Genomic DNA, 13,954 nt, shown 5'->3' with positions numbered 1-13,954 from the left:
AATTTAATTTAAAAATCGACTGTGCCAGCTATCTTTTGCTGCCACTTCCCAATTCTGTTCAACCTCTCCTTTGGTTTGCACCATATTATTAAAAACAATGGTCTCATTCGTTATTTTGTTCTCCCTGGCATATTTTTGAAAATCTGCCAAACTTACGATATTGATATTGCTACCATCTTTGAATGACACGTTCAACTTATTCATCATATCAACAGACAATTGCTCTTCTATCTGTTTTACAAAACGTACTGAAGCATCGATTGAACATCCAGAAGCATTTGCAAATGACTCATCAATCGCTAAAACTAAAAATTGATCGTATTTTATTGAAAAACCTCCTTTCAATTGATCCCCATGACGTGTCCAAGTTTCTATAAACTCAGATGCGTTTTTACGAATAACAGATAATTCTTCTTCGTTAAATTTTCTATCTGATTGATACACCCAAACTCTCGATGTATCCGGTAAACTATTGTAATCTACTAACATAATTTTATTTTTTTGTACACTTTTACAAATTCAGTGTACGTTTTAATTTGACAGGCTTAGTCGCATTTTAAAAAGATTTAGCATGCTAAATTTTGGAACACTGCCCCTATCGAAATGTTATTTTTTAGTATTTAAACTTCTCAATTTTATTTGTGTCAATACTTTTTTCGTGTACAAGGGGAAATCTGCATTCTGAATCCAAGAATAATATCCTGGATTTTCAGCAAAAACATCTACAACTTTCCTTCCTTTGTACTTTCCAAAAGAAAAACATTCTTCATCATTTTCATTAAACATTAAAAAACCAGCAAAATCTGCTCTTTTTTGATGAGACGAATATTCACTTAAACTTTTAACATCGTTTCCAATGTCTTCGTATTTATCTATTTGAGCCAAAAGAATTTCGTACGTAGCTAACGTATCTGCTTCAGCTGAGTGAGCGTTTTCTAAATCTTTATCACAATAAAATTGATACCCCGCACTTAAAGTTCTTTGTTCTTTTTTATGAAAAATTACCTGAACATCAATTGCTACTCTATTATTCATATCAAAATCTATTCCAACTCTTAATAACTCTTCAGCCAATAAAGGAATATCAAACCTATTGGAATTAAACCCAGCTAAATCGCATCCTTTTATCAAGGTTTCAACTTCTTTGGCTAATTGTTTAAAAGTGGGCTCATTAACAACTTTTTCATTCGTTATCCCGTGGATATCTGAAGCCTCTTTCGGAATTTCAATTTCTGGATTTACCAACCATGTTTTGCTCTCCTTATTTCCGTTTGGAAAAACTTTTAAGATAGCTATTTCAACAATTCTATCATTTGCAATATTGATACCTGTTGTCTCTAAATCAAAAAAGACAATTGGTTTTTTTAATACTAGTCCCATTCTATTTTTTTAGTAGCTGTAAAGATACTTTTTTAAACAGAATTGAAATAAAATTCCCCATTGATTTTCTCAAATTTTATCAACCTAAAAAAGCATTCTTATTATTCAAATTTTAATTTGTTAAGCCATAGTTTTCTAATATCTTTGCACTCTTAAAATACAATTCATGATTAATATTACTTTACCTGATGGGAGCGTAAGAGAATACGCTAAAAACAGCACTCCAATGGATGTTGCTATGAGTATCAGCCATGGTTTGGCTAGAAATGTTATTTCTGCAAGTTTTAACGGAACTACCGTTGAAACCAAAACACCACTGACCACCGACGGTAATTTAACCTTATATACTTTCGATCAACCAGAAGGTAAAAAAGCTTTTTGGCATTCTTCTGCACACGTTTTAGCGCAAGCTATTCAAAAACTATATCCAGGTGTTAGCCTTACAATCGGTCCAGCAATCGATAATGGTTTTTATTATGATATTGACTTTAAAGATCATAAAGTCTCAGAAGCTGATTTTCCGAATATCGAGAAAAAGTTTTTAGAATTAGCTAGAGGAAAACACGAATTTGTAATGCGTGAAGTTTCCAAAGCTGATGCCTTAGAGAAATACAAAGCTGAAAACAACCCTTTCAAAGTTGAACTGATTGAAAATTTAACAGATGGTGATATTACCTTCTGTGATCATGATGATTTTACCGATTTATGTCGTGGAGGACACATTCCAAATACAGGAATCATCAAAGCCATAAAAGTAATGAGTGCCGCTGGTGCATACTGGAGAGGTGACGAAAACAATCCTCAGTTAACACGTATTTATGGAATTTCATTCCCTAAAGCAAAACTTTTAACTGAATACCTAGAAATCCTAGAACTTGCCAAACAACGAGACCATCGTAAACTTGGTAAAGAATTGGAGCTATTTACTTTTTCACAAAAAGTAGGACAAGGATTGCCATTATGGCTTCCAAAAGGTGCTGCACTGAGAAGTAGATTAGAAGATTTCTTAAAAAAAGCTCAGAAAAAAGCCGGTTATGAAATGGTGATGACGCCTCATATCGGTCAAAAAGAATTGTACGTGACCTCTGGTCATTACGAAAAATATGGTGAAGATAGTTTTCAACCTATCAAAACACCAAAAATGGACGAAGAGTTTTTGTTAAAACCAATGAACTGTCCACATCATTGTGAAGTTTATAACTACAAACCTTATTCTTATAAAGAATTACCAAAACGTTTCGCAGAATTTGGTACAGTTTACAGATATGAACAATCTGGTGAATTACACGGAATGACACGTGTACGTTGTTTTACACAAGACGATGCACATATTTTCTGTACGCCTGACCAGTTAGATCAAGAGTTCAAAAATGTAATTGATTTGGTATTATATGTTTTCCAAGCTTTAGGTTTTAATGACTTTACAGCACAGGTTTCGTTAAGAGATAAAGAAAATCATGAAAAATACATTGGCTCTGATGAAAATTGGGACAAAGCCGAGCAAGCCATTATCAATGCAGCCAATGAAAAAGGTTTAAATACGGTAGTAGAATATGGTGAAGCCGCCTTCTACGGACCTAAATTAGACTTCATGGTAAAAGATGCCTTAGGAAGAAGTTGGCAATTAGGAACTATTCAGGTTGATTACAACCTACCTGAGCGTTTCGATTTAACATACAAAGGTTCTGATAATGAAAACCATAGACCGGTTATGATTCATCGAGCTCCATTTGGTTCAATGGAACGATTTATCGCTGTTTTGTTAGAACATACTGGAGGAAATTTCCCTCTTTGGTTGATGCCAGAACAGGTTATGATACTGCCAATCAGTGATAAATATCAAAAATATGCGAAAAATGTTTCAGAACTGCTAGAAAATTCCGAAATTCGCGCCCTAATTGACTCTCGTTCTGAAAAGACCGGAAGAAAAATTAGAGATGCCGAGATTAGCAAAGTTCCTTACATGATTATTGTAGGAGAAAAAGAAGAAATAGAAGGAACTGTTTCTGTACGAAAGCACGGAGAAGGAGATTTAGGAACATTTGCAATCGATGAATTTATAGAATTAGTTCAAAAAGAAGTAAACAGTACATTAGTACAATTTTAATTAATCCCTGAGTATATCAGGCTAAAATTATAGAGTTATAGCAATACGTAGAAACAGAGCTCCAAGAAAGCCATGGAGAGTTCAAAACGAAGACCAACACAGAATCAATAGTCGCATTAGAGACGTTGAAGAAGTTCGTTTGGTAGGAGACAATGTTGAAATTGGAGTATATCCAATTAGAAAAGCCCAAGATCTTGCTAGAGAGCAAGAACTAGATTTGGTAGAAATTTCGCCAAAAGCAGTACCTCCAGTTTGTAAGATAATTGATTATAAAAAATTCTTGTACGAACAAAAAAAGAGAGAAAAAGCACTAAAATCTAAAGCGACAAAAGTTGTTGTAAAGGAGATTAGATTTGGTCCTCAAACAGATGAACATGATTATGAGTTTAAAAAGAAACACGCAATCAAGTTTTTGAAAGAAGGAGCAAAATTGAAAACATTTGTGTTTTTCAAAGGACGTTCTATCATCTTTAAAGACCAAGGTCAAATTTTACTTTTAAGACTAGCTCAAGAATTAGAGGAGTATGGTAAAGTAGAACAAATGCCGAAATTAGAAGGAAAGAGAATGATTATGTTTATTGCTCCAAAAAAGAAATAAACGAATCGAATAGCATATATAAGTAAGAATATATAAAACTAAGGAGAGATGCCTAAATTAAAAACAAAATCTAGTGCTAAGAAGAGATTCAAAGTAACTGGAAGTGGAAAATTAAAAAGAAAGCACGCTTTTAAGAGTCACATTTTGACAAAAAAATCTAAAAAGCGTAAGTTGAAGTTAACTCATGATGGTTTGGTACACAAATCTGATGAGGGAAGCATTAAACAACAATTGAACTTAAAATAATTAAGTTCTCAGGTAATTAGTATTAACCTTGGAGTGGGCAAAAAGAGCAAGAAATTGCCGCCTTACTACAAAAAAACATTGAAATTATGCCAAGATCAGTAAATTCAGTAGCCTCAAGAAAAAGAAGAAAAAAAATCTTGAAGGCAGCAAAAGGTTACTTCGGACGTCGTAAAAACGTTTATACAGTAGCAAAAAATGCGGTAGAAAAAGCGATGAGCTATGCTTACCGCGACCGTAAAAATAACAAAAGAAACTTCCGTTCATTGTGGATCCAACGTATCAACGCTGGTGCACGTCAACACGGAATGTCTTACTCTCAGTTTATGGGGAAAGTAAAAGCTAACAACATCGACTTAAACCGTAAGGTTTTAGCTGATTTAGCTATGAACAACCCAGAAGCTTTTAAGGCTATCGTTGATAAAGTAAAATAAATTATTTAATCTCTTACTTATATAAAAAAGCCTCAAACGTTTGTTTGAGGCTTTTTAGTTTTATAGATTGCTTTTAGAAATTAAGCATTTCCTTTTTTGTAATCCTCTAAAAACTTTGCCAATCCGCTATCCGTTAAAGGATGTTTCAACAAACCTTCGATTGCACTTAATGGTCCCGTCATAACATCTGCACCAACTTTAGCGCAATTCATTATATGCATGGTATGTCTAACTGATGCCGCCAAAATTTCGGTTTCAAAACCATAATTATCATAAATCAATCGTATTTCTTCAATCAACCCCATACCATCAGTAGAGATATCATCTAACCTTCCAATAAAAGGTGATACATAAGTTGCTCCAGCTTTCGCAGCTAACAATGCTTGCCCTGCGGAAAAGACTAATGTAACATTCGTTCTGATTCCTTTAGAAGAAAAATACTTACAAGCTTTCACCCCGTCCTTAATCATGGGTAACTTAACAACGATCTGAGGGTGTAATGCCGCTAAGGCCTCTCCTTCTTTAATCATACCATCAAAATCTGTTGCAATAACTTCAGCAGAAACATCTCCATCCACAGCTTCGCAAATCGCCAAATAGTGTTGTAAAATATTGTCCTGTCCTGTGATTCCTTCTTTGGCCATTAACGATGGGTTTGTAGTTACCCCATCTAAAACTCCTAGAGCTTGCGCTTCCTTGATCTGTGCTAAATTCGCTGTATCAATAAAAAATTTCATATCCGTTTAATTCTCGTTTAATTCATTATGAAACAAATTTAGAGCTTTTGATTCGATAATTAAATCTGATCTGTTAATAAATTGGAATTAAATGAAATTCGAAGATAATAAGTAATAGCCAAGTATTCTTATGAAAATATAAGGCGCAAAAAAAGGCAAGCTACCTACATCACACTGCTACAACTTTGTACCCTTGCTGCGTTCCCACCCTGGGGGATTCCAAAGGAGCTAGTTGTGTAGGACTTGCCGCTGCAAAAATACATCCCTTTTTCAATTTCTGCAATGTTTTTGCAAAGAAAAATGCAGCTTTTTCACAACTCTCAGATTACAAACATTTTAAGAAATTATTAATCTTTTAATACTGTTCTTCTGATGCTATAAGTTCTAAATTCATGATTGGAATCGTTATATTTGTAGCTAAATTTTAATAATTGAGGTACTTCGTAGAACTTTCCTATTTTGGTAAAAACTATCATGGTTGGCAAATACAACCAAATGCTATTTCTGTTCAAGAAAAAGTAAATGATGCTTTTACTACTATTTTGAGAAAACCAACCATCGTAATGGCAGCGGGTAGAACGGATACCGGTGTACATGCTTCTCAAATGTTTGTGCATGTTGATACAGATGTTGCAATTGACAACAATACTTATCTTTATAAACTGAACGCATTATTACCTGACGACATTGCTATACATTCAATATTTAAGGTTAAAGCAGATGCTCATGCAAGATTCAATGCGGTAAGTAGGAGTTACGAATACAGTATCTATTTAGGAAGGAACCCTTTTTTGCTAGATACTAGTTGGCAATTTTTCAAACAACAACTCGATGTAGAGAAAATGAACCAAGCTGCAAAAGTTCTATTGGAATACACAAATTTTAAATGTTTCTCAAGATCAAAAACGGATGTAAAAACTTACAATTGTACTATTACAAATGCTGAGTGGATATTAGAAGGTAAAAAGCTTACTTTTTATATTTCTGCAGATCGTTTTTTAAGAAACATGGTGCGAGCGATAGTCGGAACGTTGGTAGAAGTCGGCATAGGTAAATCTTCGATTGAAGACTTAAAGAACATTATTAAAAGTCAAGACAGAAGTAATGCGGGTACATCAGCCCCAGCAAGAGGACTTTCTTTAACAGCTGTAAAATACCCAGAAACCATAAGACATGAGTAAAAACGGAAAAAGTAAAGTTTTTGATCTACATATATTTTCCCGCTTGATGGGTTTTGCAAAAAAGTATCGCTTGTCTTTTGTGTTTACTTGTGTTACAGCTATTTCACTTGCAATAATTGCTGCAGCCAGACCTTACCTAATAATTGAAACTGTAGATAATTACATCAAAGAAAAAGATGCTGAAGGTTTATTATTTTTTACAACGATAATTTTAGGTGTTTTAATCATAGAAGTATTGCTACATTTTACGTTTATTTATCTTGCAAACTGGCTAGGTCAGCACATCATCAAAGACATTCGCATAAAGTTATTTGACCATGTGTTAAAATTTAAAATGTCGTATTTCGACAAATCGTCTGTAGGCCAAATGGTCACGAGGGTTGTTTCTGATGTTGAGACGATCGCTCAGTTTTTCGGACAAGGTCTTTTTATGATTGTCAGTGATATTCTAAAGATGGTTGTAATCGCATTTGTAATGCTTTATAAAAATTGGCAATTGGCGTTGATCTCTTTCGCAGTATTACCAGTAATTATTTATGCTACAAAAATATTTCAAGCTGCCATAAAAGTGACTTTTCAACAAGTCCGAACTCAGGTAGCTAATCTCAATGGTTTCGTGCAAGAACGTGTTACAGGAATGCAAATTGTTCAACTTTTTAGTAGAGAGAAAATTGAATACGATAAATTTAAAAAAATCAATGAAGCTCATAAAGCAGCACATATAAAAACTGTGTGGTACTTTTCAATTTTCTTTCCAATAGCAGAAATAATTTCATCTATCGCAGTGGGATTACTCGTTTGGTATGGCGGTCTTAACTTAGCACTAGACGGGAGTGTTACCTTGGGTGAAATCACAGGTTTTATAATGATGGTAGAGATGCTATATCGTCCACTTAGACAAATAGCAGATAAATTTACTACCCTGCAAATGGGAATGGTCGCAGGAAATAGAGTTTTTGAAATCATGGACACGCATGAATCAGTCTCAAAAGAAGGTACCATTGAAATCACATCGCTTAAAGGAAATATTAATTTCAAAGATGTTCACTTTAGCTATGTGAAAGGGACTGAAGTACTGAAAGGAATTTCTATGGAAGTTAATTCTGGAGAAACAGTGGCTATTGTAGGAGCAACAGGTGCTGGTAAATCAACCATCATAAATTTGTTAAATCGTTTTTATGAGATTGACTCTGGAGAAATAGCTATAGACAATATAAACATCAATAACTTTACATTGAAAAGTTTAAGAGATCATGTTGCTATTGTTTTGCAGGATGTGTTTTTATTTTCAGATTCAATTTTAAACAACATCACATTAGAGAATAATGCAATTTCAAGAGAAGAAGTTCAAACAGCAGCGAAGCAAATAGGTATCCATGACTTTATTATGAGTTTGCCTAATGGGTACGACTTCAATGTAAAAGAAAGAGGAAATATGCTTTCTTCAGGACAACGTCAATTGATTTCATTTTTACGTGCATATGTAAGTAATCCTTCAATTTTAATTCTAGACGAAGCAACATCTTCTGTGGATTCTCACTCAGAAAAAATGATCCAATATGCTACAGATAAAATTACGATGAACCGAACTTCTATTATCATAGCACACAGACTAGCAACCATCCAAAAAGCGGATAAAATAATTGTGATGGATAAAGGAAATATCGTTGAAGTTGGATCCCACAAAGAATTGCTAAAAAAGCCAGAAGGATACTATAAAAACCTTTTTGAAAAACAATTCAGTGAAATTGTAGAGAAAATTTAATTGAGATGCGCTTTGATAATATCTATCAAGTCATCTTTATCATTAAACAACTCAAATTCTCCATCTTTGATTAGTGATATTTTACCTGTTTCTTCGGAAACAGCAATACAAATACAATCCGTTCTTTCTGTTATCCCTATCGCAGCACGATGACGTAACCCAAATCTACTCGGCAATGTTTTGTCTGATAAAGGCAATACAACACGTGTAGCTACGATAATATTCTCATTGATGATTGTTGCTCCATCATGTAGCGGGCTATTTTTATAGAAAATACTTTCTAAAATTGGAATATTCACTTCAGCATTCATAAAATCACCTCTTTCTTTTACAAAATCAAGACTGTTGTTCCTTTCGATTACGATAAGTGCTCCTGTTTTAGATTTAGACATTTTCAAACAGGCAGCAACGATAGAGTCAACATCAACCTCTGAGTTTATTTCAGTTTTTAAAAACTTCAATTGTTTGATAAAACTTCGTTTAGAGCCGATATTTGCAGACCCTAGCATCAACAAAAATTTACGCAATTCTGGATGAAAAATAATCAGCATTGCAATTGCTCCACCTCCTACAAGCACTTCTAAAATACTTGACAACATTTCCATTTTGAGTGCCTGAGTAATTTTATATATCAAAAACACAATGGAAATTCCTATAAAAATATTGATCGCAACAGTACCTTTTAAAAGTTTGTATACATAGTACAGCAATACTCCCACCAAAGTGATATCAAGAAAATCTAAAAATGTAAAATCAATAAAATCCAACAGAGAGGCTTTTTGTAAAAATAGGAATTATATCTGATTCAATCTACTTTGAATTTAGAGCCAATTTTAAGCTTTGATTGCATCACTTACTTCGCAAACAGGTATTGGATTCATTTTATGTTTATTTGCATTGTTCAGTCGTTTGAATATTTTAAAAACTTCTTTTTCTCGTCCTGACAGTCCATCCTCCTTTACTCCTGATTCATCCTGCTTCATAGCAACCTCTAACTCATCGTAAGAAGCTCCCAATTGATCTTCATCAGTTCTACTATCACCAAACAACCCATCTGTAGGAGCAGCTTTTTGTATTGCATTAGGTACACCTAAATAGGCACCAAGAGCAAATACTTCTGATTTTACTAAATCCGCAATTGGACTCACATCAACACCTCCATCACCATATTTCGTATAAAACCCAACACCAAAATCTTCAACCTTATTTCCAGTACCTGCCACCAAAGATGAATTAATTCCTGCAATATAATACAACGAAGTCATTCTTATTCTGGCACGAGTATTCGCAAGAGTCAAGTCTTTTAATGCTCCAGAATTTGAAGTAGGCATTGCTTCTTGAAAAACCTCAAACACATTTGTTAAATCTGTTTTTACACTTGACACATTCGAATATTTCTCCTTAAGTCTTTCTATATGCTCTAAAGCACGACTCACTTGACTGGCTTCTTGATATATCGGCATTTCAACACAAATTGTTTGCAGACCTGTTTCTGCACATAATGTAGATGTTACTGCCGAATCTATCCCTCCAGAAACACCTACAACAAAACCTTTCACCCCTGCTTTTTCAGCATAAGATTTTAACCAATTAACGATATGTTTGCTTACTTTTTCAGAATTCATGGTAAATGTTATTTTAGTATTTTTGACATTCACAAAAGTAATCAATTAAATACTTTGAACATACTGATTTTTCGCAGTTTTGATAAGGTATTAACTCAATAAAAATTATTCTCATAATACTTTATGAAAAAAACAACATTGATTTTCATCACCCTGACGACTTGCTTATTCAGTTGTAATACTGATTCAAAAAAAGAACAAAAAATAAGTCAAATAAATTTGCAAGTAGACTTTGTGGACTTTTACAAAGAATTTTACACAGCTGACCATAAGACAATCAAACCTTTGAAAAAGAAATATCCGTATTTATTTCCAACCAACATAGATGACAAAGAATGGTTTGAAAAAATTAATGGCACAGAAGGAAAAATTCTTTTGGCAAAAACTGATAGCGTGTACAACAATTTATCTAAAGAAAAAGACGCTATTATCAAGTTATTTCAACATATTAAATACTACAACAATCGTTTTTCTCCACCTAAAACATTTTTTCTTATTAACGATTTAGACTACGAACATTCCATCGTATATTCAGATTCATTGTTATTCATATCCTTAGATATGTATTTAGGGAAAGATTCAGAAGTATATGAGAGTTTTCCTCAATACTTAGCCAGTAATTATACTAAGGAACATATTATTGTCGATATTTCAGAAAAAATAATTGAGCAAAAGTTCCAAATCAAAAGAGGAAGAGGTTTTCTTGAATCAATGATTTTTTATGGAAAAATTATCTACCTTAAACAATTATTTCTTCCAGAAACTGAAGAAAATATACTCTTAAAAATTGAAAAAAATAAATTGAATTGGAGTCAAAATAATGAATCAGAAATATGGAAATATTTTATCACGAATAATCTTTTGTTTTCTACGGACAATTCTTTAAACAAACGTTTTATTGACGAAGCACCTTTTTCTAAATTTTATATGGAAGGTGATTCTGAATCCCCTGGAAAAATAGGTAGATGGATAGGGTATAAAATTATTCAATCCTATGCCAAAAACAACAAGACAAGCCTCGAGGATTTACTGCTACTAGACGCACAGAGTATTTTACAACGTTCAAAATACAAACCCTCCAAATAATTAGACATAAAAAAATCCTACATATCTAAGATAAGTAGGATTTTTTTATAATTGATATTCAAATTTATTTTACGTACAACTCAACTCTGTTGTTTTTAGAACTATTTGCTTTATCTTCAAATTCGTATTTTGGTCTTGTACCTCCCAAACCTTCAACTTCAACTCTTGAAGCATCAATTCCACTTACTTTAGTAAGGTATTTTTTAATAGCGAAAGCTCTACGCTTAGATAAGTCTAAGTTATACTTTAAATTTGGTTTATTTGATGTATGTACTTCAAATTTAACGGCTGTTGCTTGATATTGATTTAAAATAATCCCCATCTTCTCTAAAACCGCAATATTATTACTTTTTAACACATGACCTTCAGATCTTGAGAACTTCATCTTAGCTGCTAAGTTTTTCAGTTCAGTTTCTACATCTCCTGTCAATTTCTCAGAAGGACAACCAAAATTAGACGGATCACCTTTAACACCAGGACATCTATCTTTACGGTCAACAACTCCATCACCATCCAAATCTTCATCAAAAGGACAACCGTTATTATCTTCCTCTCCAAATGTTAACGGACATCTATCCATATGGTCAGGAACACCGTCTTTATCGCTATCGAAAGAAACACCATTCGCATATACTTTCACTCCTGGAGGTGTGTCTGGCTCTTTATCAAACTTATCTTCAACACCATCTCCATCTGCATCCGGACCTTTTGTCGCTACAACAGCAACTCCAACATTAGCATTTGCCTGAGCATTGGCAGTTTCATTGTCAAACGGGCAACCATTGCGTTCTACAGGACCTTTAGCAAAAGGACAGTCATCTTTGTAATCAGGAACTCCATCTCTATCAGAATCAACTGACACACCATCTCCATAAACCTTAGACTCTCTAGGTGTATTTGGTTCTCTATCATAAATATCAGGTACACCATCACCATCAGAATCTATACCAGCACCACCACCATAAGAACCATAATTTGCAGGTCTATTTCCAGATCTTCTCAAAACAGTTCCTTGAGGATACACCAATTTACCTTCCTCAGAATCCGGATCGATAAAATTAATTTCAACACGTCTATTTTGTTGTCTTCCAGCTTCAGTATCGTTAGTTGCAATAGGTTTCGTTTCACCATACCCTTTAGAAGATAATCTTTCAGAAGAAATATTTTTTCCTGTTAAATAATTATAGACCGATTTAGATCTTTTTTGAGATAAGTTCAAGTTATAATTATCATTCCCTCTACTATCTGTATGTCCTTCAATTTTAAACCTCGAATCTGGATATTCAATCATCACATCCGCAATTTCATTCAACGGTTTATAAGATTCTTGTTTTAATTGATCACTTGCTGTCTTGAAATAGATACTTTTAGAAAGAAGGTTGATTTTTTCAATAATTTCACTTTTTTCATCTTCATTAAATTCAACTACAGGTTCTACCGCAACTTCTTCCACAACAGGTTCCTCATAAACTACAGGTGTTACTATAGGACATCCTTTATTTTCAACTGGACCAGGAACCAATGGACAGTCATCTTCGTAATCCTTTATACCATCTTTATCCGAATCAATTGCAACTCCATTTCCGTAAACTTCTGCATTCTTAGGAGTATTTGCTTCATCATCCAATTGATCCTGCACACCATCTTGATCTGTATCTACAATTTCAAAAGGTTTTACTACTTCATCTTGTACCCAAATAGCATATTTTTCCTTCTTCCCAAATTTATATACAATTCCAATATTACCCGTGAAAAAAGACTCATACACTTGCTTGTGAGAAATGGCCGCATCTAAATGATCTTCATTATTCAAATTTAACACCCCTCTTCCTTCAATATCAAAGTGATCATTCAAACGATATTTAACGCTAATTGCTGCATTTAAATAAAGCGAACCTGCATTCGTTTTAAAGTCTCTTTGTCCATTATGACCAAAGTCTGCATCTCGAATCGTACCATCGGGATCTACATCATCAACGGGATATTTAGGGTTATTAGGATCAAACTCATAATCTTTTATGATCAAACGAGAATTATATTTTTGATAACCTACTCCAAAATAAGAAGTCCAACTCCATTTATCACTATGTCTTTTCCACAAATTATCAAGATTAACAACTAAACTCGTTTCCAAGCCGAAAGAAGTACCTTCCACTTTCAATATTTCAGAAAGATAAGGTGTTGCATACAATATTCGATAATACAATGCTTCATTTGGTTCACTAGTATTATAAAGCTGTTGTACTTCACCTCCAATTTGGGAAATATTAATCTTCCCTTCAACACCTAGAATAGGATTGAACATCTTGTCAACATAAATATACCCTCCTAAATTATAATAGGCATCACCACTATTTGTATCAAATGAACGTAAATCACCATGCAAATTAAGAATGCTAAATCCAGCACCTACAGCCCAAGTATTATAATCCTCTTTAAACTTTGACTTGCTTTCAGTTTCTTGTGAAAAAGTAAATATTGAGCTAAGAAGTATTACGACCAGAATTAGTCGTTTAAAAATTTTAGTCATTAGGTTTTATTAGTATAGTATAATTATTGTAAACTATCTTTAACATACAAAAATAAAATTATTCTCGAAAGAACATAAGTCTTTAGTATATTTTTTCATTTATCAAAAACAATTCCCTTGATATATAAACATATATTAATAACTCTAAACCAATTATATTATTGTGTTATAAACGAAATGAAATTTAAGCCAAAAAAAAGCCTCAATCATAAATCTGATTGAGGCTTTAAAAAAAAGGCGGTGACATACTCTCCCACCATTGGCAGTA

Annotated in this window: 13 protein-coding genes and 1 other RNA gene; 7 read left to right on the top strand and 7 right to left on the bottom strand. The window is 33.4% G+C overall.

Features of this window, described 5'->3' with window-relative positions:
* Positions 1–3: 3 nt before the first annotated feature.
* Positions 4–489: an ABC transporter ATPase gene (locus F6P99_RS04835; protein ID WP_152286335.1), complete on the bottom strand. Its 486-nt coding sequence runs from the start codon at positions 487–489 to the stop codon at positions 4–6.
* Between the two features lie 117 nt (positions 490–606).
* Positions 607–1,380 carry a 3'-5' exonuclease gene (locus F6P99_RS04830; protein ID WP_152286334.1) on the bottom strand — a complete coding sequence of 258 codons (774 nt, stop codon included), beginning with the start codon at positions 1,378–1,380 and terminating at the stop codon, positions 607–609.
* Positions 1,381–1,546: 166 nt separating this feature from the next.
* On the opposite strand from F6P99_RS04830, the gene thrS reads away from it, so the two are divergent.
* The 4 genes from thrS (at position 1,547) to rplT (ending at position 4,762) form a co-directional block, all read left to right on the top strand.
* Positions 1,547–3,487, top strand: a complete 1,941-nt coding sequence (gene thrS, locus F6P99_RS04825) for a threonine--tRNA ligase (RefSeq protein WP_152286333.1) — start codon at positions 1,547–1,549, stop codon at positions 3,485–3,487.
* Between the two features lie 43 nt (positions 3,488–3,530).
* The gene (infC, locus tag F6P99_RS04820; protein ID WP_262884981.1) at positions 3,531–4,085 is read left to right on the top strand and encodes a translation initiation factor IF-3; all 555 of its coding nucleotides are present in this window, start codon (positions 3,531–3,533) and stop codon (positions 4,083–4,085) included.
* A gap of 48 nt (positions 4,086–4,133) precedes the next feature.
* Positions 4,134–4,331 carry a 50S ribosomal protein L35 gene (rpmI, locus tag F6P99_RS04815; protein ID WP_152286331.1) on the top strand — a complete coding sequence of 66 codons (198 nt, stop codon included), beginning with the start codon at positions 4,134–4,136 and terminating at the stop codon, positions 4,329–4,331.
* Between the two features lie 86 nt (positions 4,332–4,417).
* On the top strand, positions 4,418–4,762 hold the full coding sequence (gene rplT, locus F6P99_RS04810; protein WP_152286330.1) for a 50S ribosomal protein L20: 345 nt from the start codon (positions 4,418–4,420) through the stop codon (positions 4,760–4,762).
* 80 nt (positions 4,763–4,842) lie between these two features.
* Here rplT and fsa read toward each other — a convergent pair whose 3' ends face one another.
* Both fsa and ffs read right to left on the bottom strand, forming a co-directional pair.
* Complete coding sequence (gene fsa, locus F6P99_RS04805; RefSeq protein ID WP_152286329.1) at positions 4,843–5,499, bottom strand: fructose-6-phosphate aldolase; 657 nt, start codon at positions 5,497–5,499, stop codon at positions 4,843–4,845.
* 150 nt (positions 5,500–5,649) lie between these two features.
* Positions 5,650–5,748, bottom strand: an RNA gene (ffs, locus tag F6P99_RS04800) — signal recognition particle sRNA small type.
* Between the two features lie 182 nt (positions 5,749–5,930).
* On the opposite strand from ffs, the gene truA reads away from it, so the two are divergent.
* Positions 5,931–6,680: a tRNA pseudouridine(38-40) synthase TruA gene (gene truA / locus F6P99_RS04795; RefSeq protein WP_152286328.1), complete on the top strand. Its 750-nt coding sequence runs from the start codon at positions 5,931–5,933 to the stop codon at positions 6,678–6,680.
* Positions 6,673–8,445 carry an ABC transporter ATP-binding protein gene (locus F6P99_RS04790; protein ID WP_152286327.1) on the top strand — a complete coding sequence of 591 codons (1,773 nt, stop codon included), beginning with the start codon at positions 6,673–6,675 and terminating at the stop codon, positions 8,443–8,445. Before truA ends, F6P99_RS04790 begins: the two co-directional genes overlap by 8 nt.
* Here F6P99_RS04790 and cdaA read toward each other — a convergent pair.
* Complete coding sequence (gene cdaA, locus F6P99_RS04785; RefSeq protein WP_152286326.1) at positions 8,442–9,215, bottom strand: diadenylate cyclase CdaA; 774 nt, start codon at positions 9,213–9,215, stop codon at positions 8,442–8,444. The genes F6P99_RS04790 and cdaA overlap by 4 nt on opposite strands.
* Positions 9,216–9,278: 63 nt before the next feature.
* Positions 9,279–10,070 (bottom strand): NAD(+) synthase, encoded by a 792-nt coding sequence (nadE, locus tag F6P99_RS04780; RefSeq protein ID WP_152286325.1) that lies wholly within the window; start codon positions 10,068–10,070, stop codon positions 9,279–9,281.
* Between the two features lie 123 nt (positions 10,071–10,193).
* Here nadE and gldB point away from each other — a divergent pair, with 123 nt between their 5' ends.
* Positions 10,194–11,156, top strand: coding sequence for a gliding motility lipoprotein GldB (gene gldB, locus F6P99_RS04775; protein ID WP_193315999.1), 963 nt, complete (start codon positions 10,194–10,196; stop codon positions 11,154–11,156).
* 64 nt (positions 11,157–11,220) lie between these two features.
* On the opposite strand, the gene F6P99_RS04770 is transcribed toward gldB, so the two are convergent.
* Positions 11,221–13,686, bottom strand: a complete 2,466-nt coding sequence (locus F6P99_RS04770) for an OmpA family protein (protein ID WP_152286323.1) — start codon at positions 13,684–13,686, stop codon at positions 11,221–11,223.
* Positions 13,687–13,954: the final 268 nt, after the last annotated feature.

The sequence above is a fragment of the Flavicella marina genome (genome assembly GCF_009193215.1).
GTDB classification, from domain to species: domain Bacteria; phylum Bacteroidota; class Bacteroidia; order Flavobacteriales; family Flavobacteriaceae; genus Flavicella; species Flavicella marina.
The sequence above is the reverse complement of the archived record's forward strand: the minus strand, read 5'-3'. Positions and strand labels throughout refer to the sequence as shown.